Annotated in this window: 23 protein-coding genes; 7 read left to right on the forward strand and 16 right to left on the reverse strand. The window is 57.3% G+C overall.

Features of this window, described 5'->3' with window-relative positions; all coding sequences use genetic code 11:
* Positions 1–5: 5 nt before the first annotated feature.
* Positions 6–851, reverse strand: coding sequence for an amidohydrolase family protein (locus IVB12_RS32055; protein ID WP_247305479.1), 846 nt, complete (start codon positions 849–851; stop codon positions 6–8).
* 429 nt (positions 852–1,280) lie between these two features.
* On the opposite strand from IVB12_RS32055, the gene IVB12_RS32060 reads away from it, so the two are divergent.
* Together IVB12_RS32060 and IVB12_RS32065 are read left to right on the forward strand one after the other, a co-directional pair.
* A complete protein-coding gene (locus IVB12_RS32060; protein ID WP_247305480.1) occupies positions 1,281–2,057 on the forward strand; it encodes a helix-turn-helix domain-containing protein in 777 nt (258 codons plus the stop codon).
* 1,027 nt (positions 2,058–3,084) lie between these two features.
* Entirely contained in the window at positions 3,085–3,735 is a 651-nt protein-coding gene (locus tag IVB12_RS32065; RefSeq protein WP_247305482.1) for a hypothetical protein, read from the forward strand.
* Positions 3,736–3,989: 254 nt separating this feature from the next.
* Here IVB12_RS32065 and IVB12_RS32070 read toward each other — a convergent pair whose 3' ends face one another.
* The 3 genes from IVB12_RS32070 to IVB12_RS32080 form a co-directional block, all read right to left on the reverse strand.
* Positions 3,990–5,954 carry an acyltransferase family protein gene (locus IVB12_RS32070; protein WP_247305484.1) on the reverse strand — a complete coding sequence of 655 codons (1,965 nt, stop codon included), beginning with the start codon at positions 5,952–5,954 and terminating at the stop codon, positions 3,990–3,992.
* Between the two features lie 233 nt (positions 5,955–6,187).
* Positions 6,188–6,955 carry an FkbM family methyltransferase gene (locus IVB12_RS32075; RefSeq protein ID WP_247305486.1) on the reverse strand — a complete coding sequence of 256 codons (768 nt, stop codon included), beginning with the start codon at positions 6,953–6,955 and terminating at the stop codon, positions 6,188–6,190.
* A gap of 1 nt (position 6,956) precedes the next feature.
* Positions 6,957–7,244, reverse strand: a complete 288-nt coding sequence (locus IVB12_RS32080; RefSeq protein ID WP_247305488.1) for a hypothetical protein — start codon at positions 7,242–7,244, stop codon at positions 6,957–6,959.
* A gap of 47 nt (positions 7,245–7,291) precedes the next feature.
* Here IVB12_RS32080 and IVB12_RS32085 point away from each other — a divergent pair, with 47 nt between their 5' ends.
* Complete coding sequence (locus IVB12_RS32085; protein WP_247305489.1) at positions 7,292–8,050, forward strand: methyltransferase domain-containing protein; 759 nt, start codon at positions 7,292–7,294, stop codon at positions 8,048–8,050.
* Between the two features lie 147 nt (positions 8,051–8,197).
* Here IVB12_RS32085 and gmd read toward each other — a convergent pair whose 3' ends face one another.
* The 3 genes from gmd to IVB12_RS32100 all read right to left on the reverse strand — a co-directional run bounded on the left by gmd (position 8,198) and on the right by IVB12_RS32100 (position 10,407).
* Positions 8,198–9,289, reverse strand: coding sequence for a GDP-mannose 4,6-dehydratase (gene gmd / locus IVB12_RS32090; RefSeq protein ID WP_247305491.1), 1,092 nt, complete (start codon positions 9,287–9,289; stop codon positions 8,198–8,200).
* A gap of 192 nt (positions 9,290–9,481) precedes the next feature.
* Positions 9,482–9,829 carry a transglutaminase-like cysteine peptidase gene (locus IVB12_RS32095; RefSeq protein ID WP_247305495.1) on the reverse strand — a complete coding sequence of 116 codons (348 nt, stop codon included), beginning with the start codon at positions 9,827–9,829 and terminating at the stop codon, positions 9,482–9,484.
* A 344-nt stretch (positions 9,830–10,173) separates the two neighbouring features.
* Entirely contained in the window at positions 10,174–10,407 is a 234-nt protein-coding gene (locus tag IVB12_RS32100) for a hypothetical protein (RefSeq protein ID WP_247305498.1), read from the reverse strand.
* An 800-nt stretch (positions 10,408–11,207) separates the two neighbouring features.
* On the opposite strand from IVB12_RS32100, the gene IVB12_RS32105 reads away from it, so the two are divergent.
* Together IVB12_RS32105 and IVB12_RS32110 are read left to right on the forward strand one after the other, a co-directional pair.
* The gene (locus tag IVB12_RS32105; RefSeq protein WP_247305501.1) at positions 11,208–11,426 is read left to right on the forward strand and encodes a hypothetical protein; all 219 of its coding nucleotides are present in this window, start codon (positions 11,208–11,210) and stop codon (positions 11,424–11,426) included.
* A 217-nt stretch (positions 11,427–11,643) separates the two neighbouring features.
* Positions 11,644–12,027 (forward strand): hypothetical protein, encoded by a 384-nt coding sequence (locus tag IVB12_RS32110; RefSeq protein WP_247305504.1) that lies wholly within the window; start codon positions 11,644–11,646, stop codon positions 12,025–12,027.
* Between the two features lie 367 nt (positions 12,028–12,394).
* On the opposite strand, the gene IVB12_RS32115 is transcribed toward IVB12_RS32110, so the two are convergent.
* Complete coding sequence (locus IVB12_RS32115) at positions 12,395–12,661, reverse strand: hypothetical protein (RefSeq protein WP_247305506.1); 267 nt, start codon at positions 12,659–12,661, stop codon at positions 12,395–12,397.
* A gap of 577 nt (positions 12,662–13,238) precedes the next feature.
* Here IVB12_RS32115 and IVB12_RS32120 point away from each other — a divergent pair.
* Complete coding sequence (locus IVB12_RS32120) at positions 13,239–13,517, forward strand: hypothetical protein (protein WP_247305509.1); 279 nt, start codon at positions 13,239–13,241, stop codon at positions 13,515–13,517.
* A gap of 90 nt (positions 13,518–13,607) precedes the next feature.
* Here IVB12_RS32120 and IVB12_RS32125 read toward each other — a convergent pair whose 3' ends face one another.
* Together IVB12_RS32125 and IVB12_RS32130 are read right to left on the reverse strand one after the other, a co-directional pair.
* Positions 13,608–14,345: a metallophosphoesterase family protein gene (locus tag IVB12_RS32125; RefSeq protein WP_247279672.1), complete on the reverse strand. Its 738-nt coding sequence runs from the start codon at positions 14,343–14,345 to the stop codon at positions 13,608–13,610.
* A complete protein-coding gene (locus IVB12_RS32130) occupies positions 14,342–14,569 on the reverse strand; it encodes a hypothetical protein (RefSeq protein ID WP_247305512.1) in 228 nt (75 codons plus the stop codon). The genes IVB12_RS32125 and IVB12_RS32130 overlap by 4 nt, the downstream gene beginning before the upstream one ends.
* A 377-nt stretch (positions 14,570–14,946) precedes the next feature.
* On the opposite strand from IVB12_RS32130, the gene IVB12_RS32135 reads away from it, so the two are divergent.
* Positions 14,947–16,377, forward strand: coding sequence for an undecaprenyl-phosphate glucose phosphotransferase (locus tag IVB12_RS32135; protein WP_247305515.1), 1,431 nt, complete (start codon positions 14,947–14,949; stop codon positions 16,375–16,377).
* A 1,039-nt stretch (positions 16,378–17,416) separates the two neighbouring features.
* On the opposite strand, the gene IVB12_RS32140 is transcribed toward IVB12_RS32135, so the two are convergent.
* The 6 genes from IVB12_RS32140 to IVB12_RS32165 form a co-directional block, all read right to left on the reverse strand.
* Positions 17,417–18,043: a hypothetical protein gene (locus IVB12_RS32140; protein WP_247305517.1), complete on the reverse strand. Its 627-nt coding sequence runs from the start codon at positions 18,041–18,043 to the stop codon at positions 17,417–17,419.
* 55 nt (positions 18,044–18,098) lie between these two features.
* On the reverse strand, positions 18,099–19,424 hold the full coding sequence (locus IVB12_RS32145) for a hypothetical protein (RefSeq protein WP_247305519.1): 1,326 nt from the start codon (positions 19,422–19,424) through the stop codon (positions 18,099–18,101).
* A gap of 222 nt (positions 19,425–19,646) precedes the next feature.
* Entirely contained in the window at positions 19,647–20,288 is a 642-nt protein-coding gene (locus IVB12_RS32150) for a hypothetical protein (RefSeq protein ID WP_247305522.1), read from the reverse strand.
* A gap of 68 nt (positions 20,289–20,356) precedes the next feature.
* Positions 20,357–22,774, reverse strand: coding sequence for a polysaccharide biosynthesis tyrosine autokinase (locus IVB12_RS32155; RefSeq protein ID WP_247305525.1), 2,418 nt, complete (start codon positions 22,772–22,774; stop codon positions 20,357–20,359).
* 644 nt (positions 22,775–23,418) lie between these two features.
* Positions 23,419–24,402 (reverse strand): NAD(P)-dependent oxidoreductase, encoded by a 984-nt coding sequence (locus tag IVB12_RS32160; RefSeq protein ID WP_247305528.1) that lies wholly within the window; start codon positions 24,400–24,402, stop codon positions 23,419–23,421.
* 387 nt (positions 24,403–24,789) lie between these two features.
* A complete protein-coding gene (locus tag IVB12_RS32165; RefSeq protein ID WP_247279499.1) occupies positions 24,790–25,068 on the reverse strand; it encodes a hypothetical protein in 279 nt (92 codons plus the stop codon).
* Between the last annotated feature and the right edge of the window lie 63 nt (positions 25,069–25,131).

Raw genomic sequence — 25,131 nt, forward strand, 5'->3', positions numbered from 1 at the left:
TCTTGTCAGAAATTGTAGAGCCGCGCCGGATTGGCGATCAGGATCTTTCGGCGGATGGCTTCCCCGGGGACGCACTCGTGCAGCAGGCGAAGCAGATCCTGAAGATCGGGCCTCGTCTCGGCGCTGTGGCCAACATGGGGCCAATCGCTGCCCCACACGACCTGATCCGGGGCAGCCTGAACGATGGCGCGCATGAAGGGCGCCGTGTCCGCATAGGGACGGCCGACACGCGTGTTGCGATCCGCACCCGAGATCTTGGTCCAGTACCGGCCGGTCTTCAGCCGGTCGGTGAAGGCGCGAAAATCCGGATGCTCGTGCCCCTTGTCGGCCATGGTCCGCGACATATGGTCGATCACGTAGTTCAGCGGCAGCTTCTCAAGCTCGGCGGCAGCGGCGACCAGATCCGAACTCTCGATCCAGAGCTGGGCATGCCAGCCTCGCTCCGCGATGCGAGGGGCGAGCTTGACCAGATCGTCGTAGCTGGTGCCGAGTGTCGAGACCGGTTTGCCGTCCTGCCGGATCATGGTGACGCGCACCGCCTTGAAGCCGGCATTGGTGAGTTCATCGAGCCGGCGATCCGAGACGTCGGGCTGCAGGATTGCGACGGCACGAAGCCTGTCGGGATAGCGACGCAGCGCGTCGTAAGTGACAGCGTTGTCTTCTCCAGATCCCACCGCATGAACGATAACGCCGCGCGTGACGCCGAGCTTGTCCCAGATGGCAAAGGCGTCTTCGATCGTGAATGGCCGTGCGGCGGTAAAGCGTCCCTCGTTTCCGGGCGGAAAGCGATCGAACGGGCCGTAGATGTGAAAATGACAATCGCAGCTGCCTTCAGGCAATCGATAGTCCATGCAAGCAAATCCCTGTTCGGTATTGAGAGGTGTTGCCGTCGCTGCGCACAGTGGCCTGGCCAGCGTCACCGTCGTGAGCGCGAGGGTTGATCTTCAAGAGAATGGTCGCGAGCAGGTTCAACTTGGCGACTGGGAGCCGTGCAGCGACCGGTCGCACCGGCCGGCATCAGTCGAACGCGGCAGACAATTTCATTCCCAGCTCCATGACGTCTCCTTGCAAGCGCGCGCCACCCGTGGGCGTTTTTGTTGTTGGGCGGCTGTGACGCCGCGGCCTTGCCGGCCGGGGGAGAACACTAAGAGCAGGGCGCCCCTGAGTCTACTCTTTACAGATATGTAGTTCTATTTACATATATATGGAAAATGGTTGCGATCACGGTGTTAAGGCGCTAAGTTGCGACCGCGCCAAGTTCTGGCCTATCAGAATATCTGATGCCGGTTCTTGGAAATATTTCCACAAGTGTGAAGATGATGGATTCCAGCATCAAGTCAGCCAAGCGGATCTTCGAAGTCCTCGAGTACTTCGAGGATGTGAAACGGCCGATCTCGCTGAAGGAAGTCGCGACCAAGTGCGACTATCCCACGTCCAGCGCTGCGGCGTTGCTGAAGAGCATGGCGATGCTCGGTTACCTGTTCTATGACAGCTACAATCGCACCTACATGCCGACGATGCGCATTGCCCAGATGGGCCGGTGGCTGGACACCGGGCTATTCGGCGACAGCGCCATCCTTGCGCTGGTCGATTTCGTCCATGAGAAGCTCGACGAGCTTGTGAGCATCAGCACGCAATCCGATCTGCATGCTCAATACATTCACGCTCTACAAACCAGCAAACGTTTGCGCTTCGAAGTGAAGTCTGGCGATGTCCGGCCGCTTGCGATCAGCGGAATCGGGCGCACGCTGCTCAGTGGTCATACCGACGTCGAGATCGAACGGCTCCTGCGCCGCATCAATGCCGTTTGCCCGCGGGAAGAGCACTTCGAACTGAACGCGTTGATGAAGATCATCAACGGCATCCGGCGCGACGGCTACATGTTCTCAAAACACATCATCGTCCAGGACGCCGGGGTGATTGCAGTCCTGCTGCCAAAGCGCGACTTCGGACGCAACCTGGTCCTCGGCGTCGGCGGCCCAGTGTCCCGTCTTGAGGAGCGGCAGGATGAAATCCTGGCTTGTATCCGCGAAGGCATCGCCCGGTTCCTGACGTGACCTCGGGCGTTTGGCAGAACAAGGCGCGCCGCAGGACCGCGGATGAAACTTCTGTCGACCTTCATGGCGTCATCGCTCTGAGGGGCGTCAAGGGAGCAGTCGGTTTCGTCGCCACCTGCACATGGTGTCAGCTTTGGGCCACAAGCGGCAGGCGAGCGCGCCTCCGCCTCCGCTCTACTGACGATAGCCCACAATAGGATCGGCGTGGCTAGGCTAACGCCCGGAAGACGAGTTGATTACATCAGCGGAGATTGCTGCCGACCGACGAGCACGTCCATCTATCTCCAAAGCTCAAAGCGGCGAGCGAGTGCGGAGGTGATGCGGTCCTCAATCGCCATTTGTTCATAGGTCAGTGCGGATTGAGCGTTCGCGATCGCCGTCAACAAGCGATCTATTGCCGATGCAACTGCATCATTTCCTAGCGGTCTCCGAGTTCTCCGATTGAACTTTGAGCTTGTGTATAATTTCCACTGAACGCCGCATGATATTGCTCGTATGGGCCTACTGCTTTGGCTGGTAACGCTCGCCGGAGAGTTGATGTTCATTTGATTTCATGCGTATGGCAGATGTGCCGACCGGCGCCTTTAGCCGACCCGTAGTGCGCTTGCAGCCTGTCGGTAGCCCGCGCTAGCTCGGCGCCTTCAAAAAGTGTGGACATTCTGACGGTAGAGCTAGACCGCTTTCTCGAACGGTAGGAAGATCAGTATTCGAATCGGCAACGGGAATGCCGCAGCAGGCTCTCGCCTGGCCGATTTTTCTAACTTCAGAACAAAAATCGAAAGGGGGAGGTCGGCTTTTAGCAAGACGGAGAAGTTACCTCATGTCTCAAGATGAGCCTCTCAGCCCTCGCACAAGAGCCGCCGGTAGCGCGCGGAAAGCTGTCATCTCCAGGAAGCCGAGCGCCCTGAAGCACGGCGCCTTCTCTTCGATCGACTTGATGCCTTGGGAAAGCGGGGACGAGTTCGACCGGTTGCGTCGTGGGCTAATTGAGAAATACTGCCCCGACGGCCCTCTCCAGGAAGAATGCATGGCGAGCATCGCTTTCTTGATGTGGCGCAAGCGTCGGATTCAGAAGAGGCGCGAACTCGATCTGGCTGCCGAACTTGATCGTGCAGAAAATGCTATTCTGTGGCAGCACCCGCCGCCGCTCGCTGATGATTGGCTCGAACACATGAAACAGGAGGCCGCAAGGCTCAATGAGGCGAATACGCGCTCTCGGCGCGTCCGCGAAGATTACGATGAGCTCTTTAATTTCAGTACCAGCCTCTATCGCGACCTCCCTGCGTCGACCTTACGGTGCGCAATTGAGATGTTGCCCGCCGAATTCGCCGAACACCTCAAGAAGGCCTGTCCGGAAGGAAACTACGAAACCAATTCTCAATGGATCGTTGCGCTTAAAAGGGAGGTTGACGGCGTATTGCTTCCAATGGTGCGCACGCGTCACCCCACCACAGAAGGCAATCGTTCCGCAGAAGCTGCTGCGAAGGTGCTGAACGAGAAGCGCCTGTTCGCGGACCTTGCCGCCGAAGAACGCATCGAGCGACTGATCGATCAGCAGGTGCACCGGTTCTTTAAATTGCAAGCGGCCGACGAGCTGATGATGCATAAGAGGAAGTCGCCAGTCCGGATGATTGAAGCATCAATCAACTCCGCAAACGAGCCCAAGGCTCAAGGCTGAAGCTGGCATGCCCCGATGGCAGGTGCTCACCGAGCGCAAGTTCGCTGCTTCACTTTGCGAGTATCGAGAAGGGATTCGCGGGATAAGGGCAATTTCGCAAATCGATCTCCGTAAGTACCTGAAGCAATTGGAGGTAGCTTTTGAGAGTTCTTTTGGAAAGCGCCTTTCGACCGAGACTAGCCGGAAGTAAGTGCCACGATGAGCGCTCACGTCCGAATCTCGCTCACTGCGACGCTTGACCGACACGATCTTCCTCAGAGCGCGGCGATTAGTTCTGCGGCGAGACGATCCATAAGCACGAGTGTGAAATCGACTGTGAGATGGTTGGCGTCTCTATAGACGACGACGCCGTCGCGAATGGCCGGACATACCAAGCCCGTGCAAATCGACGATGTTAGGTCCATCATGCGCGCGTTGTTGATGGACGAGACGGCACGTTGCTCTGCTTCGAACACTTCGTTGCTTGTAGCGAGCGAAAGACTGCGGCTGCAGGTGCTAAATGGTAGGCCGCGCCATTCCGCCCGAGCGAGACAATTACCGACCGGGTGGTAAGGAGTGGGATTGTCGCGGATCACAATGAGCTTGGCGTTGACGGGTTCGAGTTCCTTGAGCGCTCCAAATAATCCACGCTCCCAGGTCTCAATGCTCACTGCGTGAGGTCCCAGATTGGTGAATGGTCCCTTGACGTTTCCGCTCGAAAACTGCGCCAACAGTATCGCATCCGGGCTATCTTGAGTTTTTATCATCGCGATTGCCTGCTCGCGCCAGCTTGCGCATTGGGGCGAAAGCCGACGGAGCCGCAAACTGTAGACTTTGGAAACCGGGATATCGGCGACAGGACAGGAAGCTCTTAGGTAAGTGATAAGCCGCCATCCTCTCTGTTCCGCAATAGTCGCAAGCGCGGTCGTCCATTGATCGGCATGAGAATCTCCCAACAGAACAATTGTCTTCGTGTAGCTCGATGGGCCGAACACGCAACGAATTGGCCTCGGTGTCGTGAACCCGGCTAGACAACCACTCTCACTCGAAAGTGAATACTTGGAGGTTGAGGCAACAATGGTCGCTTGCGCAGCATCCGTAACGTAATGTGCAATCGTGAACGAGAGGATGCCGGCAACTGTGGCGGTTAGCGTAAGGGCGCCGCCCATGACAATTGAGCGGACAGATCGTTGTGCCAGCCAGTGACTAGCTCTGATCGGGTATTCGAGCCAGGCGAGGCTGAGCGAGGAGAGAACGACTGTCATGACAAAGAAGAGGCAGTTAGCGAGTGCCGTGCTGCCGACAAGCACCGTACCGAGAACTGCAATCGGCCAATGCCAGAGGTAAATGGCGTAGGACCGGGCACCGAAAAACTGAAACGGCTGCGTCCTGAGCAAAGCGGACGGTCCAGCAGGATTGTCCCCCGTGAGCAGCAGCAGTGCCGTAGCTGCCACTGGAACAACGGCAACTACTCCCGGGAACGGCATGAAGCCGTCGATAGCAAAGAATGACAGGATGAGAATCGCAAATGACAACCATCCAATGATTGAACTTGAGCCCGGCTGCTTTGCCCAACGCTCCAAGGGTCTTGTTGCAATCAGAGCTCCTGCTCCAAACTCCCACGCTCGAGGGGGCGCGAGATAGAACGCCCAAGCTTGCTTGCCGTAGGTCAGGTGGATGCAGCTAGCGAACGATCCGAACACTACAATCAGTAAGGCTAGCAGGAGGATCTTTTGGCTGAAGCGACCGACAATGAGGAGAAACGCGGGCCAGACTAAGTAAAATTGTTCCTCGACTGAAAGTGACCAGGTATGAAGGAAGGGATTGAGCGAACTTTCGGGGGCGAAATAGTTCATGGACTGGTGGAGGAGCCAAACATTGGCGGCATACAGCGCAGAAGCTGCGCCCGACTTGGCCATCTCCTTCTGTTCAAAGGGCGCCAGCACGAAGTATCCGACGATCAAGGTCGCCAGCGTGACGATGAGGGCGGCGGGCAAAAGCCTCTTAGCTCTCCGACCGTAGAAGCCAAGAAAATCGAGCTGCCCGGTTGCGGCTATCTCTCGAAGCAGAAGTTGCGTGATCAGGAAACCGGATATGACGAAGAAAACGTCTACGCCAACAAATCCGCCGGTTAAGCCTGGAACTCCGTAGTGAAAGGCGACGACCGATAGAACTGCGATCGCCCTAAGCCCCTCGACATCAGCTCTGAAATGGGCCGCCGCTCGCGATACGGGTTGCATATCTATTGCCGCTTACGTTGAATCAAATCGCGGGAACATTAGCACCGCGTATTTCGTTCGGGGAGTTTGGCCGTTTTCGGTTGTTCGTAGGGCGGCGGCGAGGCAAGGGCGCCTGTCGCCGGATACGCGGGGGGGAGAACGGGCGCGGCCCGCCAGGAGTCGAGAGGGAATCAGCGGATCAGATCCGCTTCAGACCAAAGCCGCCAGGTTGGCGTCATTCGCTGACCTCAGCCTTAGACGCGTTCGAACAAGATGTCGAAATAGGCGCCACCAGATGCACGTTTCGCAAACCGGTCCTCGCGTCTCACCTGAAAGCCAAAAGCTTTCAGATACGAGCATATTTGATCAACGGTCGCACAATTCCGATATGACTCGAAGTCCGCCGCTTCGGCCTTGATGAATCTGAATTGCGGCAAGATTTCTTGCGCACCCCGCAGAACCAGCAACTCCGAACCCTGGGTGTCCAACACAAGGGCATCGTATTGCCCGGGATCGACCTGCCACATTTCAAGAGCCGTTTTCAACGTCAAAGAACGAACCGTTATGTCGCGGACGTAGCGCACATCCGGCCAAATGTCCTTGTGGTCATGCAAATCCAGAATGGACGATGACAGGCCATCATTGTTCGAGACATGGAAAGTATAGGGCTTGCCATCAGTATCGGCGATCAGCGCGTTGATTGCCCGCTGGTCAGGCAGCGAACGGATGTTTTGTCGAAGCATTTCAAATTGCTCCGGGACGGGTTCTATCCACGCCACCTTGAGTTTGTGTCGGGCATAGAGGTCTCGTTCTTGGCCAGCATTTGCTCCGACATGAACCACGCCGGAACATAGTTCAAGATAGGAGTCGGGATCGCCGTAAAGGCGGCGGGAAATGTAGCGGCGCAATCGGCCGGCAAAGCGTAGCGGCGCTGTGAGCATAATGAGTTCGCCTGTGCTTGTCGCCTGAACAGCCCACCCGGCAATTTGACCTCCACTTAAAGGGAGGTCAACCCGCTCCATGCTAAGCACGCCAGTATTCCGTTCGAAACAATGGCGGCAAAGCGGCGACGCATTCTTCGAAATACGCGATGTTGCCCAGGTGCTTCAAAGTCGGTGAAAGATCAATTGAAGAAGAAACCCGAACGTATTGCCGCGATAGAGCCCGCGTTATTGCAGCGCTCGAAGTTGGGAGTGCGATCCGCGAGCCGAGGTCGCGCACCACAAATGTGGCAGTGCGGAACTCGGTCGCATAGGTCACATTTTGCTGCAAACTCCAATGAGTGACGGGCTTGACGTTATGCGCCGGCATGGCGCAGGCTTGCTTGTCCGGAGGGTTGGGTGTCCGGAGGTGTCGATATGGAGAAGTCTGTCGCTGAGCATTACGGTGCGCAGTTCTTCAAGGAGCAGTCCGGCGGGTCTTTCGAATCTGCGTCGGTGATCGTCCCACTGGTGCTTCGACTTTTCAAAGTAAATTCGGTCGTTGACGTCGGCTGCGGAGTCGGCACCTGGCTGCACGAATTCGCTACGAACGGTGTGAGCGATTATCTCGGAATTGACGGCGACTATGTGCCTCGTGATCAGCTCAAAATTCCGTCGGAAAGGTTCAGATCCATGGACCTTCGATCCATCACCGATATCGGCCGCAAATTCGATTTGGCGTGTTCGTTAGAGGTGGCCGAGCATTTGCCCGAGAGTAGCGCGAATGAGTTCGTTTCCGCGCTCGTGGCCGCTGCACCAATCGTAGTGTTCTCTGCTGCAGTCAAAGGGCAAGGCGGTAGAAACCACCTGAACGAGCAGTGGCCATCCTACTGGGCAGAACGTTTTAGCGGCCATGGTTACAGCGCCTTCGATTGCGTCCGACCGCAGATATATGACGACAGCCGAATTCGGCCCTGGTATCGACAGAACCTTCTCGTTTTTTGTCGCGGCGATTATTGTCCCGAGGGTTATTCGTCGCTAACCAGCCCCTTCGATCTGGATCGTGTCTTGCCCGACTACTTTCAGTATAAGCTCGAGGAAGTCACCGAAGGCAAGAGTGCGGCGATAGCGGCAAGACATCTCCTCGGAAACCTTGGGGTCTTGGCAAGAGCAGCGAGACGTCGGTCCGGTCTCTAACGCCTCATTTCCGGCCGAAGATGCGGTTCGCTTGGCCTAAAGAGAGATGGCACCGCGATGACGTCGCTTGACAAGAGCAGCCAACAGCAAGCGCCGCGAAAGCGCTTACTTGCTTCTCATCAATCGCGATGACGACCTACCAACAGGCTATTCGTGTCGCGCGAAGTAGCGGAAGCCGTGCTGCTTGATCAGCTCGTCGCGCTTTGCGGATTCGAGATCCTCCTTCATCATCTCCCGAACTAAGCTCTCGAACGACGTTTTCGGCTCCCATCCGAGCTTCTGTCTCGCCTTGGCAGGATCACCGAGAAGCGTCTCGACTTCGGTCGGTCGGAAGTACCTGGGATCGACCGATACAACGCACTTTCCAGTTTTGGCATCGTATCCCTTTTCATCGACCCCCGCGCCTTCCCAGCGAATTCGCATTCCAATCTCGCTGGCCGCGACGTTGACGAAGTCCCTCACCGAGTGTTGTTTGCCGGTAGCGATGACGAAATCCTCTGCCTTCTCCTGCTGCAACATCAACCACTGCATCTCAACATAATCGCGGGCATGTCCCCAGTCGCGCAGCGCGTCGAGATTACCGAGATACAAACGTTCCTGCAGGCCCAAATGGATCCGCGCCATGGCGCGCGTGATTTTTCGGGTGACAAAGGTCTCGCCGCGGACGGGAGACTCGTGATTGAACAGGATGCCATTGCAGGCATACATGCCGTAGGCTTCACGATAGTTCACGGTGATCCAATACGCGTAGAGCTTGGCGACCGCGTAAGGGGAACGTGGGTAGAAGGGCGTCGTCTCCTTTTGCGGGATCTCCTGCACGAGGCCATAGAGTTCGGACGTCGAGGCTTGGTAGAAACGCGTCTTCTTCTCCAGGCCAACGATCCGGATCGCCTCTAAAATCCGGAGCGCGCCCAGCGCGTCTGAATTTGCCGTATATTCCGGTTCCTCAAACGAAACGGCAACATGGCTTTGGGCAGCGAGATTATAGATCTCATTAGGCTGTACCTGCCCGACGATCCGGATCAGGCTCGATGAGTCCGTGAGGTCGCCATAGTGCAACCGGAACGGCGGGTCCGGCTCATGCGGGTCAAGGTAAAGGTGATCGATTCGGTCGGTATTGAAGAGGGAGGTCCGGCGCTTGATGCCGTGGACCTCGTATCCCTTCTGTAGAAGAAGTTCGGCCAAATAAGCGCCGTCCTGGCCGGTGACGCCGGTAATAAGTGCTCGTTTCTTGGTCATATCAGTCCCAGAAATGGAAATCTGTGCTTACACGGAATTGACTTGGCTAGGGAGGGTGAAACAGAACGAAAATCAAGCTTAGATTAACGGCAGCTTGGCTGCAGCGGTGTGCCAAAAGTCCCCTGCAGAGAAAAGCTGGATCGGATTGATGACAGCTTTCAGTCTTGGCCCGGTAGTCGGCCAGTAGCCTAGCTAGAAGGCGGCGACGTCCCGTGTCCACCGTTGTGGATCTGTGCCAGACTCCGCGCGCACGATGACGTACCCATCCAGCGCCTCGACTAGTGGCGTCACGACCGGGCTCAGATTATCGAGTGCAGGGACCACTCTTCTCTTACGCACGAGCAGCACGAGATGATGCTCTCCGTTAGTTCGGATGATGACCTCAGCGAGAAGGAGAGCCGAGCGCGGCCAGCCGGATCGCAGCAGTCGATGGCGCTTGGTGACGGCATAGTCGCCGCAATTGCCTTCGTAAGGGAAAATCTGCCTTTCCACGTCATCTCGACTTGCGGGCGGATCCTTTGGCGCTATGCCGAAATTCACCGCTGAATTGATCCGGGCGAGCTCTCGCCGGCGTTGAACGGAGGAGCGTAAATTTCGAATCCTGCATCATCGTGGGCGCTGGCAGTCCTCGGGATATGAATGCAGAATTGAAAGAATGAAAGCGGCGGTGTGCTGGAGAGGCATCGGGATGGTTACCAGCAACGGTCGATCACTGACCATCACGCCAACGCTAATTTGGAGGTGATCATCCAAGCCGTCAGTAAGAGCCCAGGTCAGGTTGCGCACGAATTTTCGGCAAGTGTTAACGGCCTACGATATCGGAAAACAGATCGCTCCAGACACTCTGGGACCTAGCGACGGTAAGCGAAGGAGATGTCGATGCTCTATTCTGAGGCGTGGAAGCTGGGCCGGCGGTTGCATGCCTGATTGGCAACGTTAGGCTCGATAGCCATCCGAGGCGACGAGGCAGACAGCAGTGCCATAGCCGATCGTTCTTCGGCCAAGCGCCTCTCAATGTACTGCCGTTCAACTTCGGTCAGCGTCGTTTCGAGCAGGCGCACATATCGATCTATGTTCTTCTGATATGTGTGCAAACGGACAATCTTCTCGTCCATCATCGTCCATCCCGGGGGAACGAGTACGATATTGAAAATATCTCTTGAAGAGGCATTTTTAAATATTTTAATCAATGCGTCTGATTTAAAATGGCAGATAAATCCGTACCGGTCAAGAAGGAGTATCTTCGATCAAATCACAGTCATAATTCATTTCGACCGTCGCGCCGCTCTATCCGTCTCCAGCATCGGAAAACACACCCGAAATGGCGCCGGCCATGAGGATTTGAACTTGATCATGGAGATCTGTGACACTCCCACAGGTTCGGTCTCAATGCTACGCAACCGTATCTCCTTACGCTGACGCTTGGCGCATCGTGCAGCATCATCTGCCGCACTGCCTTAAGCCCCCGCGCCCGCGAGGTGAGATATCAGCGCTGCCGTCGCGGCTGGCCGACTCAGTAGCGCTCCAATTGCAGAGGAATGCCAGTTCTTTCTTTCTGAGCAATGTTGTTGCTCGTGTTTGGCCCCCAATTTTCTCGCCTGTGAGATTGATAAGTGGAGGCGGCCACCACTCTCCCCAAAAAGTCGCAAATCAAAGCCAAAGAAGGGCGGTGATCTTGCAGGGGTCATGGCGCGTTCTGCCGCTCCCTCGGGGAGTTCAGCTTTTCCACATAACGCTGCATTGGATCATCTGAACTATGTGACGCAGAGAATCGCGCCCGACGCCGGGACATCTAAAGTCCGAAGCAACTTTAATTAAGATTGAGGGTATCATCCGTGAGGAGGGAAGGCCTATTGATCGCCGCACCGATAGCCTCGAAGATCAAAAGCGGGATTGATGCGGAGCCGAGGAACGGCTGATGCCAAGAACCCTCCAGGAGCAACTTGACCAACTTGAGCGAGACATCAAGCTGTACATGGAGTTTGATAGGGCAGAGAAAGATCGGTTCAATCGCGAGTCTTACTTGTGGACTGCCGAGGATCGCATCGAGTGGCAGGAGATACAATCCGGCAACGCTGAACGACTCCGAGAGCTTCGCGAACAGCGTGACGCATTGCGCAGTCAGATGGGCTTATAACTGACTTCTGTTTGAGAGCGCTTAAGAGTCTTGCACCGTTGATAGTGGAGCTTCGTATGTGGATTGCGACCGGCCACACCGATATGCGCCGTCGCATGGGCTCGCTGGCCTTGCTGGTGCAGGACGCGTTCACGCGAGACCCGCACGGCCGCGACCTCGATGTGTTCCGTGGCAAAAGCGGCAAGCTGATCAAGATCCTTGGGCACATGAGTTGGGCATGTCGTTCTGTGCCAAACGACTGGAGCGCGGCCCCTTCCTTGAGTTGTTCGAAAAGAAGCTCCAGCAAAGCTACACCTACAAGCAGCTGGCCGACGCACTCAATGCCGGAGGCGCACAGGGCCGGAGGGGAGCTCCATTCACCGAAAGATCGCTTTACACCTGCATTGCGAGAGCCAGAGCGCGCCTTGCTGATCGGGGCGCTGCCGAGATCCGCGTCAGGGCTGTCCAAACAGGTCACAGTGTAGCGACAGCAAAGACGTCGCGGTGGGACCAGGATCTGCCAAATTCGCCCGAACTTAGCGAGTTCAAGCAGCGCATCAGCGATGCGAAATCTCATGCTGCGACGGGCGAATTTTTGTTTGGCAGGGCGAGGCGGAAGTAGCTCGCCATGCCGTCAATTGATGATCGTAGGGAGCTGGAGCTTCTTCTCGATCGAATTGGTGTCCCTGCCGACCAGATCCAGATCAAGATCGTAGATCTCGAGGAGGCGACGCTATCGGACCAATGGCGGTGCGAGCGTCGCGCGAATTCGCCCCGGATCAGTACGGTGGTGTCGCAGCTAGCTCTAGCCTGGAAACGCAACTCGCACGCTGCACAATGGCAGCTCCTCATCACCTAGGCCTTGGAGAAGGCATCGGCTCCGTGGCCATATTGCCGCGCGGCGGTCGAACGAATATGGCGCGCCTCAAACAAAGGCCGCCGCCAGTCGTTAATCCAGCCTGGCTCGCCTCAGCCAAGCGCTCTCGAACTTACCGGACGTACCAGTATCCCCACCAGCGCTGGGACACGGGCCGTGCCTGCGCCTTCATGGCCGCGACTTCCTCGACCGGGCGAAGCTGGGGACCGTAGATCGCGGGCGGGTAGACATTATCCCACAGCACAAGCCCGCCTTGGACGAAAGCCGCCTGATGATGCGCCGGACCAAGCGCGAGCTCGGCGGCTGGCGCCACCGATGCCGTCAAGGTGAGGCCAAGAGCAGACAGGGCAATGGATGGAATAAGCACGCGGAAGTTCATTGGATTGAATCCCTTCGAAATGCGATGCGAAATAATGCGACGGCTCCCGGACGGTTGCAAGGGCATCGGCCGACCGATCGGCCCGAAATTCCCGTTGCGGGAAGCGGGGTCTGCGCGAAGCGCTCCTGCTCGACGATCAAAGCCTCGGGCCCGCAGGCTCGCAAGAGCATCTCTGTATAGAGTGTAATCGTTGCCGGCCGAAACGAGAGGTGGGGGTGGATGATCGAACACGGCATCGCCTTGCATGCACACAAGAAGTCAAGGCGTGAGCAATCTTTCGGCGCCGGGAGTCATCGAAAATCATGATGTCGACACACTGCTCGGTCTTGATGTGTCTCCGGACTATCCGGGACGACTCTCCATGGCTTCTGCATTTGTCTCCGCTTCCATTTTTGGCGCTGGCCTCATCTTGGGATATGCGCTGCGTGCTTGGCGCGTCCAGCGAAGGGCTGCAAGCTCCGCTGAGACCTCGACTCCCACCTCAACATTCGGCCATGCCCGACGAGCCTTTTAAGCACCGTCCGGCTCGCCGGCAGGCACTCGGGGTTCTCACTGAAACGAATGGGGGCATGACGAGATGAGTGAACCCAAGAAGGACGCTCCGCGGCGATACATTGTGGATGGTGCGGGACAGCGTGTTCTCGTCGGCCTGACGATTTCGGAGACGCTAGAGTTCGAAACGTTGGACAATCCGGATGCGCGATTGCGCGCCGGTTTGCCTGATCAGGAGCCTCATCTGCAGCACAACGAGCACGGCGCGCGTTGGCTGGAGCTCTACGTCAAGCATGAGCGAGCCTGGAACGATTGGATGGCCGAGACGCGTGCCCAGCCGCAGAAGCCCTGCCTGCTCAACTAGGCGAGGCGCTTCACCTCTGAGCGCCGAAGCCCATTCGACGCTCGCCGCGGAAGGGCTTTGACAGGCAGATGGCAAGCGGTTGGGACCATGTCACACCGCGAGCATGCGACTTCCCTGGATGCTCATCAGGGTGAGGTTGCCGGTCGCATAGGCGCCGGTATCGATGTTGGCACGGTTATTTCGCACGTCGGCGTTCCGCACGGGCGTGTGACCGTGCACGATATATTTGCCGAAATTCTTTTTGCTCTCCAGGAACTCCTCGCGAATCCACAAAAGATCGTTCTCCTGCTGTTCGGATAACGCCACGCCCGGTCGAACGCCCGCATGCACGAAGAAGAAATCCCCGCACGTAAAGCTAAGACGCAAATTGTCCAGGAATTCCAGATGCTCAGTCGGCATTGCGCGAATCAAATCGCGCAAGATCGATGTCGGCTCGTCGCGCTTCAGATCCGGCGGGGCGAGCCCGTAAGACATCAATGTCTGGGTCCCCCCGACGGCAATCCAATCCTCGAACAGCGAAGGATCTTCGAACACGCTCACCAGAAATGCCTCGTGATTACCCTTGAGGAAGACCGCATTGCCCCGGCGACTACGCTCGACCAGGATGTCGAGGGTGGCGCGCGTATCCGGGCCGCGATCGATGTAATCGCCCATGAAAACCTCGATCGCGTAGCGCGGGCGACTGCGAGCCACGTCGGCGTCGATCACCCGCAACATCGGCTGGAGCAGATGCGCACAACCATGAATATCCGAGATCGCATAGATGCGAACTCCCTCCGGCAGGTGCGGCTTATGGATTGGCCGACGTGGTCGGGCGAAAGATATCATGGCGCACAATCGATCAGGTGGTCGAGAAATTTCCCCAAGTCGCCGGCACCTGAGAACTCCCCATCTGATGCGAACAACGTGCGGTGGATGGAGTAGCGGTCCTCGTTCTCCGGCTTGATCACGCCAAAAGAAGGGCGGAATTTCTTGCCTACCCCTGCTTGCGACGGGTTCCACCGGTCCGGAGAAATTGCAATGCTGAGCTGGATACCGCGGCAAAGATGCATGGCTCATTGCAAATTTCGTGATGCATCCGCAGATAGAAATTCATCCATGTTCCCGCAACTGACCCCTCGCGCTCTCGCGACAGGATAGGCGCTGAAAGATGAGCGAAGACGCGCTCGCGTGACCGTTAAAGCATCGCGGAGGATATGGAACTTGAATCCAAAATACGGCAGCGCCGTCGCTGATATGTCAGCACTATGACGAGAGCGTCAGCGCGTCGAATTGTCGATGCGCATTTCGACGCGACACATCATGCGTGCAAAAGTTTTGCATGCAGCGCCACAATGTCGCTGCGATCACTTAACACCCTCCGTTTGGGAAGCGGTAAATCTTCAGCATCACAATGACCGCCAGGCACTCTCCACACGTAGAGGATCGAATGGCTGTTGCCACTTATAGCTCTGATAGCACCTATGCGATATCCTCCGCACGGGGCACGGCTCTTCAGAAGCCTTTTCAGCTCCTCGTGATCGCGGCCGACCTCTTGCTGATCTTGCTCTGCTACGCGATGGCGTCTGAACTTTATAGCGTCGCCACGCCGTCCTCTGGAGACGGAGCGCCCATCGGCGCCGGACTGATCGTCAGCGCAGTGTTCGTTGCAATCGCCTATTTTCAGGGTGTCTATGCAACGCACCGTTTGCTGAGTCTGGTCTGGCAATTGCGCAAAGCGATGATCATTTGGCTGGTGTCACTGACAATCCTTGCGGTCGCGGCGTTTCTATTGAAATCGTCGGACAATCTGTCCCGCGGCACGTTCCTCATCTTCACCGGAGTTGGCGGCGTTGGGTTGCTCAGCCTGCGCTTTGCGTGGCAGTGGGCGCTCGGCACGAGCTTTGCCAAGGGCCGATTGGTCGATCGCAAGGTTGCCCTACTCAGCCTGAAGCCGCTTGATTTCACCTCGAGCCGTTTCAAGGACCTGCGCAAGAACGGTTTCGACGTGGTTCGCCATTTCGTGCTTCCCGCTAACAACCATGGGACCGGCTGGGAGAGGCAAATCCGGGATGTTATTCGCCAATCCCGTGCAGCAGATGTCGAGGAGTACCTGTTGGCGGTTGATTGGAACGAGCTGCCGTTGTTGCAGCAACTCGAACTGCACTTGCGCGCTGTACCTCAGCCGATCCGTCTCTTGCCGGATAATTCGATCGCTGATCTGGTATCGCGCCCGTTTTTGCCGGTCAGCGGCACGGTGGCAATCGAGATTCAGCGACCACCGCTCAGCGTGTTTGAACGTCTCCAGAAGCGCTGCCTCGACGTCGGTCTGGCGTTGTTTTCGCTAGTGGCCCTAGCGCCAGTGCTGATCACCGTCTCCATTCTGATCAAGCTGGATTCGCCTGGGAGCGTGATCTTTCGACAGTCGCGCCGCGGCTTCAACGGCAAGCCGTTCGACATCTGGAAATTTCGCAGCATGTACGTGTGCGAGAATGGTCACTCGATTACTCAGGCAACCAAGAGGGACGCACGCGTCACGAGGATCGGGCGCTTCCTCCGCATGACAAGCATTGACGAGCTGCCCCAGCTCTGGAACGTGCTGCGCGGCGACATGTCGTTGGTCGGACCACGCCCACATGCGCTTGCCCATGACAACTATTATGACGAGATCATCAGCAACTACGTATACCGCCACCACATGAAGCCGGGCCTCACGGGCTGGGCTCAAGTTAACGGTTTCCGGGGCGAAACGCCGACCATCGACCTCATGGAAAAGCGGGTAGAATATGACGTTTGGTATGTAAGGAATTGGAGCATTTGGCTCGACCTGAAAATCATGGCGCGCACGGCGGCTACAGTCATTTCCCAGGAGGCGTACTAGGTCAGCGCAGGCGGCCTTGGCGGCGCGGCGCGGACTCGTAGGCGCTGAGCTAGATGCGGATTGAGGCGAGAGCTCCCTTTGGAGCCTTTGAATCAGGCGTCGCGCCAATCACCAAGCTTCAGGTCTTATGCCTACGCGTCCTGTTCCACAACCGCACAATGGCCTCACGTGTTGCGACCAGCCGCGCCATCAAGACGAAAAAGACTCCCGTTGCGAGTGATCCGAGAGCGTGGCGAAGGGAGAATTGTTCGTTGTGATCGAGCCGGTCTTGATGCTTTTCGATCGGGACCGGCACAAGGATTGTTCCTGACCTGTTCAGCCGCGATCGCGACCCGCGGGAAGGAACCACGATGAGCACGAATAAAACGTTGAGCAACAGCCAGATGCTTAATATGGCAAGTACCGTCATCCAGTCCCACCGAAATGCAAGATCAAGTATCGGGTTAAATTAACCGTCGGAACCTCAGAAGGAAAGGGTGCACAACGCGGTTGAGGCGTCGGCTGACTCCTTCCAGCCGACGAGTTCCAGAGATACTCTATCTCGATCATCTCAGCCCGCCTTCATCAATCCGTCCAAATCGGCTACGACAATGATCGTCGTTTGTGGACTCCGTACGATTACGGTCGGCGCTGGAACCATGGATCGCGCGAGCGCTAAGCCGCAGGAAGCGCTTTGCGTAGGATCCTTCGGCGTTCGGGGCGCAGCGGATGAGCCGGAACGATGTTCGAGCTGCTCGGAGCCCCTACGCACCGCGCTCAGCTTCCGCACAGCCGTGAACCCGTCTGGATCAAATGTGACAAGAAGCCGTCTCGGGCTGCGGTGGCAATCGCCATGTCTAGCGCACGAGAATTGATTGTAAAGGAAAACGCGCAGTGGTGCGCCAAGCACGACGATTTGCCTGAACGATCGAAGACCCGAATCCTGCGACGAAGCGGTAAACTCTGGCATCACCACGTATCGATCTGGTCAGGTTGAGAAGGCCTGGCTCAACTAGGCTCGGGCGACGGCAGCGAAGCGCGCCCACTAAACGCTACGAGGTCAACCGCGCAGTGTCGCCAGAAAGGACGGGTCGATCGATTCAACTGCATCTTCCAGGAAGGCCTTGCCCAGTTTTGATGCCCTGCGATAAGCGGACACGAGTGCCGATCTCGACCCAGGTCGGCGTATCAGGATGAGCCGAACGTCATTGCGTACGAGGTCCTTGATATCGGGAAGGGCGAGCGCATCGAAGCGGGCCGCAATGTCGATCCGCGCCGGCATCAGTCGCGCGTCGTTTGGTGCGACGAAATATGCCATCTTCAGGGCCTCGACCACGACCGGATCGTGCGGGTCGCGCTGGACCTGAAGCAGCGCCAGCGCCAGCCATAGTTCAGGATTGTAAGGAGAGGTCGAGAGCGTCCGCCTGAGGCGGCCGAGAGCGTCGGTATGCGCTATTGATCGCAGGATCGTGGGCCTTTGCTGGCCAGACTCAATTGTCTGCAGCGCGGCGACCGATCCATGATTACCTTCCAGCTCTGATCCAAACGGCGAGCGCGTTCCCAACAATGTGGGCGCGTCTTCAGTCCACCGCGCCCCAATCTCGGCCGCATCTGCGGAAAATGTTGTCCGGCTCAGCGCCGGCACCTCCGCTATGGCCGACACAATCGCATAGGATCCGACCGCCAAGGCCAACGCCACCAGAAGAACGCGAAATCTGCTCGATGAACTCATTGTCGATGCATTAGTTCAACATACGGCGCGCGGAAGCCGCCGAGTGGTTGGCGCCACTGGTCCGTCCCACTGATTGTGCAAGTCCAACTCCGACCATCACCGCCACGATTGCTTGAATCGCGGGGTTTGAGAGGCTTGAGTCAAGAAAGCTCTCGCAGAGTACAACGACAACGGCGGCGGCCGCGGCGGCCGCGAAAAAGGAATCACGTCCTCGCCGAACGGCGCCGCGAAAGCTAACGAGGAAAAACTGGACGGCGAAGGCTGCTAGGATGGCGCTCGCCAATCGTCCCGCCTCGACAGCCATCAAGACTGCGGTGGAGGGAGGGGCTGCCAGCGCAGCGCCGAACTCCTGATAGGCTCTCGAAATCAGCCTAAAGCTTCCGAGACCATGCCCCCACGTCGGTGCATCAGAGAGCAGGTGCTTTGCCGGCGCAACTGCTTCCGGGGGGAGGCTGACGAATCCAAGGAGGCCCAAGCCTCCGGATCGAGAGTGCGACGCAGCCATCGCGCTGGCGATCGCTGCAAGGACCAAGAACAATAGCGCCGAAGGCCAAGACCGAAATCCCAAGCGCCGGACAGCGGCTATGAACACGAGGACCATCAATCCGCAGCCAGTAACCGCCACCAATGCGCGTTGTTGGAGGGCGGCAAGTGCGGCGAATGCTACGGCAATTCCTAACAGACCGCAGGAAACGCCGACCCACAGTAGGGGCGAAGCCAGATTGTGGATGTTCTGCTGGTGCAGGTGGCGTTCGAGTGCCCGGGCGACGAGCGCGCCATTTGTCAATATCGCAAGAGCGGCTGCTGCCGGAAACAGATTCGTAGATACGCCGGACTGGGGAATGATTCCGGCGAATAAATCGAGCCGGCCGAGTAGGAACTCGACTGACATGAGGGTCGTCACTGCGCTCAATACGAACAGGATCATTTCGGCCATACGGCGATCCTTGGTGATGATGACGGTCGACACCAGGAGCGACACGTCGACCAGATAGAGGAACAGGCTGTGCAACGTTGCGCTCGTATCAACGCTGATGCGGCCCGGCAGCGATGGCTGATTCAATGCGATCGAAGTCGCCGACCAGATCGGGTTCGCAAGCGAAGACATCGGAAAGATTTGCAACGTCATCCAGACGACCGGAAGCAAGAATATGAGGAGAAATTGCTTCAGCAACTGCGCGGCAGACGCGATTTGCGCCTCCGGACCTCTTGTTGCCATTGCCATCATCAACGCAGTAGCAAGTGAAATCACATGCTGTGCGAAGGAGCCGCTTGTGAGCGCCAAGATCGGAGTCGCGGCCAGCAATGTGATTAAAAGCCAGGAAGCGATGAGCACTCGGAGAACCGTGAGACGTGGAAGCGGGAATGGAATGCAGCATTGCACAAGTGGGACATTGATACGCGTCGCATAGCCGAGCTTGGGACGCCACCGTCGTCTCGGTGATGGATGGCCGGATAGAAGCCACCATGACGCATCATCACAACGCGGCCTGCCAACTGGTCACATGCATTCGGTTTGCGGAATTCGCTCTGCATGACAGTTCCGTGACCGGCTAAATTATCGAGCATGGCAGTACTGCGACAAGTAACGGAGAGCCGTCGCCAGTCCAGCCATCGGCACCGCACCGCGGATCGCGGTCGGTGTGGTCCCAATTTCAACCTCAAGCTCGTTTGCGGTTTGCCAGTCGCTAGCAGCAAGCTTCGAGGCGTCGGCGGGTAGTAGGAGCGCGACGCCGCCCTGGATCACAGATGCCTGGAACTCTGCGCGCTTCTCTCCCGCTATGAGGGCTACGTTCGGTCGCGCCGAGCGGGACAGTGGCTCGAGTACAATGAGTACAATTTCGATGCCACCTTTCCCGCATTGCAGGCTCAGGCCAGCAAGGCGCGTATCCGACTTGGCACTATCGACGACATGCATCACTGAAATGGCATCGGCGCCGCCGTCTGGATTTTTGCTCTTCACCAGTCGCCATCCGCCCTCAAGCTGTGTCGATTGGCTGCCGGACTCGATCTGCTTGAACGCCTCTTCGTCACAACGTCGACGCTGCTCGGCGCTGATCCCAGACCCGCAGTTCAGAATGCCTGGACGCACCGCCTCGGCTCGACCGGGAGCCGTCGTCATCAAGAGACCAGCACCGAGCAGGACTGAGCGCACCATCAGAAGCGCCGACCTAACATGCGCTAGCGCCAAATCATTCATGTTGTATCCAAGGGCCCTGTCAAAAATCGGGCAAGCGCTGCCCGCCGCTCCGGATCAAGCATTTGACGTCAATCGACATAACCATACCTCTTGTAGTATCGATTGCGATAGTAGGCTGCGCCGTACGTATCGTATCGGCTCATCACCGACACGTTCACCTTGTTAAGAACCGCACCGAGCATCCGCTCGCGCACAACCGGCGTTTCGCCTAGCACGCGCTCGACAATATCGATTTTCGACTTCGCCCATTCGATGACAAGGATATAGGAATCAGCCAACCCCCCGGTCGCCCGAACGTCAACGACCGGCGCCAGCGGGCTAAGATCGAGAACGATGCGATCAAAGTGCTGCCGTAGTTGCTGGAACAGGTCGTCCATCTGTTGCGAGGCCAGCAGGTCGCTCGAATTCGAGAAGCGCGATGTGATGGCACAAGGAAGAAAATGTAGAGTCGTCTGCGGGTCTATCCAGACCACGTCCCTCCAGTCGGCTTGGCCGATGACGACATGGATCAAGCCGTCCTGCGCAGCCGGAGTAAGCCTTGCGGTGAGGCTTGGGTTGCGGATGTCGCCATCGATCAGCAGCGTACGGCAGCCGCTTTGCGCCAAGGTCTGCGCCAGCGCTTCGCTGATGGTTGACTTTCCCTCGTTCGGAAGAGCGGAGGTAATCCCCAGGACCTTGTTGGACCCTGCACCGAAATTTGCGAAATCGCTGGCGAGCTTGATCGACCGAAATCCCTCCGCGAAGCGTGAAAACGGGGCATTGATCACGTGCCGCCCGACGCTCTCCTCAGTTGAAAGCAGACGGTCGCGATGCGACTGTTGGTGGCTGAACGCGGGCGCGGGCCCGTGGAGTGGCAAGGTCGTGCCGGAGCCCCCGTGACTCGGTGATGCCTGCTGCGGTTTGGGCTTGTCGCGTTTGCCGAATCGCCAGGCCGCTTTGCCCGATTGAGCGGAATTCGCTTTGATGGCACCCTGCTCTATGACCGGAATCGAAGCGAGACATCGGGTATCCACGAACTTCTCGACCTGCGAAACGGTACGGAAGACGCGATCCATCATATCAAGCAGGATTGCCACGAGAGCTGCGAGAATCGACCCACCCACGATCGCCGCAAGCAGGATGAGTGTCGTTCTTGGCGACGTCTTGTTGGGAAGAGTCGACGCGGCCTGGCTGATCACCCTAGCTTCGGTAATGGGAAACGACTGCTGCTGAACCGAGACCATGTACAGTTGCAGGAAGTTGTCAGACAATGCGCGAGCGCTCTGAGCGTTGCTTTCCAGATCTCTCAGGATGATCTGGGCCTGGCTGGTATTATTCGAGACCGCGATCGTATCGTTCAAGCTCTTCTGGCTGGACTCTTCGCGCGCCTTGGCAATTTCAAGGTCACTCTTGTAGACCTCGGCCGTGCGTCGCAGTTCGTCAATGATCGAGCGTCGGATTTCACGCATCTGATTGCGTAAATTGACAACCGCCAGATGTGTCGATCCATACCGATTCGACCAATCCGCCTGCTTGGCCGCGTACTCGAGATAGGTCTGGCGCAATTTGGTGATGACCGGGTTCGCCATCGTCTCGCTCACCGTCGCCAGGTCATTCAGAATGACCTTGGAATCGTCGCTGTCCGCATTCAATATCGCGGTGATGCGTTCGAGCTTAGCCTGTGCCTCCGCACGCTGGCTACGCGCAGCCGTCAGCGAAGTATTGATTTCAGCGAGTTGCTGCTCAGTGAGCAGTCGCCCGCCGGCGTCGACGATGTTGTTCTTGGCTTTGAAATCCGCAACGGTGCGTTCGGCGGAAGACGCCTGCGACCGCAATTCCTTCAATCGGTCCTGCAGCCAGACCGCCGCCCGTCTGGAGGCCTGATATTTCGATTCCAACGAATCCACGATATAGCCGTCGGCGACTGCGTTGGCGATCCGCGCTGCCAACTCCTGCGACAATGCCTGAAAGGAGATCTCGATAACATAGCTCACGCCGACGCGCTTGATGCTGAGGCCGCTCGCAAAGCGAGCGAGTGCTGCGCGCAGTATTTGCTCTTCCGTGGGCGGGGTCGACTCGGAGAATATTCCGGTAATCGCGCTACTGATGCTGCTGAGCAATCCGCCGCCGTCGCTCATGAAGTCTGCCGACTCCGCAAGTTTCAGATCCTTGATGACTTTGGAGGCGATCGCTTCGGACTTGAGAAGTTCGACTTGACTGTCGACCATCGCCGAGTCGATCGGGTTGTCTGCGCCGCTCGCGGGCGCTTGCGTCTGCAGGCCCTGCATCTTGCGGCTGTCGATCATCAGGATCGCCGTTCCGGTATATCGCTTCGGTGCCGTGAACACGTAGACGCCGGCAAGACAGATGCACAGGAGCAGCGTGAAAATCATCACTGGATACTGGCGGCTCATCAGCGCAAGCGCAGAGGAGATGGTCTGCTCCAGCGATGGGGCCTCCGGCGCCGTGTTTTCGATCTCGCGAGATGTGATCTTTGTTTGAAGCATCCGGCCCGCCCTACCTAAATCTCTGTGAATGCGGCATCAGGCTGGCCTTGCCGCGCTGAATTCGTGCAAAAGTGCCGCCTAGAAGTTCCCTGTTGGTCGAATTCGACACGACGGATGCGGTGATCGACGCGCGGCGCTCGAGAATTGGCCAGTGCCACCGAGGCTCTCTTGTCAAAGCACCTAGTTGGTTCGTGCGACACGTTATTGGTCAGAGAAGTTTCGGCAACGCTGCAGGGCCACCGTAGGTACCGCTTGCCGCAAAATCGTCATAATGCCCATCTCCGTCAACTTTGCCAAAAAAGCGACTTTCAAGATCGAGACAATTCATGCCGCCTGAGAAGATCATGGTTCGCCCACGAATTGGGCAGGATTCCACGAATGCTACGTGCCGACCCGGTGGACAGCGTCCGACCGGTCTCAAATTCTGCGATGCAATATCGACCTGAGTGTGACGGACAAGCATGAGATCTTGCAACTGCCACAGGCAAGGCGAATCCGGTCTCGCGGTTACGACCGAGCACGCGACGCCGGAATCCGAACGGGTCTGGTTTCGGAATATCCGCTATGGTGGCGAGAATCGGCTTTGAAATTCCACCGGTGAATCTCCGATCTCCGGACACTTGAAGGATCCAGCCAACAAAACCTCAATCAAAATCCTTGATGGAGGATTCCCGATTCCAATCCACAAGCGAGCTTGCCAGATCGTACTCGAATTTGAACCCGCTTGCGATCAGATGCTTCGGCAGAATGTTCGTAGAAAACCACAACTTCTTGATCCGGTCACGATTGATGCCGGTCTTGATGCCGACAGCCTGCAGCACCTCGAATGGAAGCACGGCGAGATTCATTAGCCATACCGGAATCGTTATCGTCGGCTTGGGGTAAGCGGCAGTTCGAGAGAAGGCGGAGCAAATCTCGCTGATGGTATAACGGTCCTCATAGCAGAAATTGTAGATCGACAGACCGTCGTTGCGAGACGCCATGAAGAACATCGACGAGACCAGGTCCTTCACATAGCCGCACGACTTGATGGTGTCGGTTCGGCCCGGATAGATGAAGGCCCGCCTTTCGAGAAGCCTCGACAACCGCGTGAAATTGCCTCGCTCGTAGCGCCCATAGATGACGGCGGGGCGCACGATGGTCAGCCGCCTGTCCGGGTCCTCCGATTGCCATAGACGATGGATCGCTTCGGCCGAGAGTTTGGAGCGTCCATAGGCACTGACTGGGACCGGCGTCGCATCTTCGGTAAGTGGGGTCTCGGTCGGACCGTAGACCGATATCGAGCTGGTAAAGATGACGTTCCGGCTGCCAGTGTCTCTCGCAAATCGGCAGACGTGCACCGCACCCAGCACGTTTGTATAATAATAGTCGCCGTCCGGATGACCTGGGGTGACATGGACTGCAGCCAGGTTGAAGATGTCGGCAGGCAGCCCGCCTGCGAGCTTCGGGTCGATTGGCTCACGGACATCATGATGGACATACTCGACGCCTTCGACGTGCGCCCTAGGCTTCCCGATATCCACTGAGACGATTCGATCGTAGCGGCCGGAAGCGAGCATCCGCGTCATTAGATGTGTACCGATGAAGCCTGCGCCTCCGAATACAATAGCCTGGGTGGGATTGGACATGAGCGCGAGGGTCAACTTGAGTGAAGGTGCTGAGTCAACGGCGACAAATTTCGGTCAAGGCTCCCTGACAATCGAGCGCACGCATTGGAAAGCGGCACGCCCTGCCGTTGCAAGGGTTGTGCCCAGAAAGAACAAGATTGCTTGATGTGCAGTGCGCCCGCTCGCGGCCGCGAGCGCTTATGCTGCTCGACATCAGTGAAGCGGACAATTTGGGGCAGCAATTGGTCAGTCATGCGTTTCTCATGTAGCGATAACAGGATCGTTACCGACAGCGCGTGTGACATGCTCGGAATCATCGGTTCCATTGGGCGATCCCAAATGCGATGGCGCTGATTCAAGCGGCAACGCGAATAGATGGGAGGACGGACTGCTCGTCTGATCAAGGACTCAATAGAGCTCGCGATACTCAAATTGGAAGTTCGTTGATCCCGCCGCGATCCCCAATAATCTTTGCAGCTTCTGGTAACCTGCGAGCGGAACGACGATGCAATCGGAACTTCCCGCGTAGCAAACCCGAACCCGGATCGATTGACCGCAGATGTTTTGAACCAGCACAATCTGCTCGATGATCTTGGGGTTGTTGGCTTGAGGGTGTGTCACCGGATTGACTGATATGCAAAGCTTTCCGTCCACTGTCGTGTGATTTGGAGCGAAGGTACCTTCCATCGGTCGAATCGAACTCGAAGGCCGAGTGGAAATGCCGGAGCCGCCATACATCGGAGGAGATGT

It is taken from the genome of Bradyrhizobium sp. 179, from assembly GCF_023073535.1.
GTDB lineage: Bacteria > Pseudomonadota > Alphaproteobacteria > Rhizobiales > Xanthobacteraceae > Bradyrhizobium.

What these genes read in the sequence shown, in the direction of transcription:
- IVB12_RS32155 (WP_247305525.1), bottom strand. Translation starts at nt 22,774, where the DNA reads ATGCTTCAAACAAAGATCACATCTCGCGAGATCGAAAACACGGCGCCG.
- IVB12_RS32130 (WP_247305512.1), bottom strand. Translation starts at nt 14,569, where the DNA reads ATGCATCTTTGCCGCGGTATCCAGCTCAGCATTGCAATTTCTCCGGAC.
- IVB12_RS32075 (WP_247305486.1), bottom strand. Translation starts at nt 6,955, where the DNA reads ATGGAGCGGGTTGACCTCCCTTTAAGTGGAGGTCAAATTGCCGGGTGG.
- IVB12_RS32165 (WP_247279499.1), bottom strand. Translation starts at nt 25,068, where the DNA reads ATGGAAGGTACCTTCGCTCCAAATCACACGACAGTGGACGGAAAGCTT.
- IVB12_RS32080 (WP_247305488.1), bottom strand. Translation starts at nt 7,244, where the DNA reads ATGCCGGCGCATAACGTCAAGCCCGTCACTCATTGGAGTTTGCAGCAA.
- IVB12_RS32120 (WP_247305509.1), top strand. Translation starts at nt 13,239, where the DNA reads ATGAGTGAACCCAAGAAGGACGCTCCGCGGCGATACATTGTGGATGGT.
- IVB12_RS32110 (WP_247305504.1), top strand. Translation starts at nt 11,644, where the DNA reads ATGTCGTTCTGTGCCAAACGACTGGAGCGCGGCCCCTTCCTTGAGTTG.
- IVB12_RS32060 (WP_247305480.1), top strand. Translation starts at nt 1,281, where the DNA reads ATGCCGGTTCTTGGAAATATTTCCACAAGTGTGAAGATGATGGATTCC.
- gmd (WP_247305491.1), bottom strand. Translation starts at nt 9,289, where the DNA reads ATGACCAAGAAACGAGCACTTATTACCGGCGTCACCGGCCAGGACGGC.
- IVB12_RS32115 (WP_247305506.1), bottom strand. Translation starts at nt 12,661, where the DNA reads ATGAACTTCCGCGTGCTTATTCCATCCATTGCCCTGTCTGCTCTTGGC.
- IVB12_RS32055 (WP_247305479.1), bottom strand. Translation starts at nt 851, where the DNA reads ATGGACTATCGATTGCCTGAAGGCAGCTGCGATTGTCATTTTCACATC.
- IVB12_RS32125 (WP_247279672.1), bottom strand. Translation starts at nt 14,345, where the DNA reads ATGATATCTTTCGCCCGACCACGTCGGCCAATCCATAAGCCGCACCTG.
- IVB12_RS32150 (WP_247305522.1), bottom strand. Translation starts at nt 20,288, where the DNA reads ATGAATGATTTGGCGCTAGCGCATGTTAGGTCGGCGCTTCTGATGGTG.
- IVB12_RS32085 (WP_247305489.1), top strand. Translation starts at nt 7,292, where the DNA reads ATGGAGAAGTCTGTCGCTGAGCATTACGGTGCGCAGTTCTTCAAGGAG.
- IVB12_RS32135 (WP_247305515.1), top strand. Translation starts at nt 14,947, where the DNA reads ATGGCTGTTGCCACTTATAGCTCTGATAGCACCTATGCGATATCCTCC.
- IVB12_RS32070 (WP_247305484.1), bottom strand. Translation starts at nt 5,954, where the DNA reads ATGCAACCCGTATCGCGAGCGGCGGCCCATTTCAGAGCTGATGTCGAG.
- IVB12_RS32065 (WP_247305482.1), top strand. Translation starts at nt 3,085, where the DNA reads ATGGCGAGCATCGCTTTCTTGATGTGGCGCAAGCGTCGGATTCAGAAG.
- IVB12_RS32160 (WP_247305528.1), bottom strand. Translation starts at nt 24,402, where the DNA reads ATGTCCAATCCCACCCAGGCTATTGTATTCGGAGGCGCAGGCTTCATC.
- IVB12_RS32100 (WP_247305498.1), bottom strand. Translation starts at nt 10,407, where the DNA reads ATGATGGACGAGAAGATTGTCCGTTTGCACACATATCAGAAGAACATA.
- IVB12_RS32105 (WP_247305501.1), top strand. Translation starts at nt 11,208, where the DNA reads ATGCCAAGAACCCTCCAGGAGCAACTTGACCAACTTGAGCGAGACATC.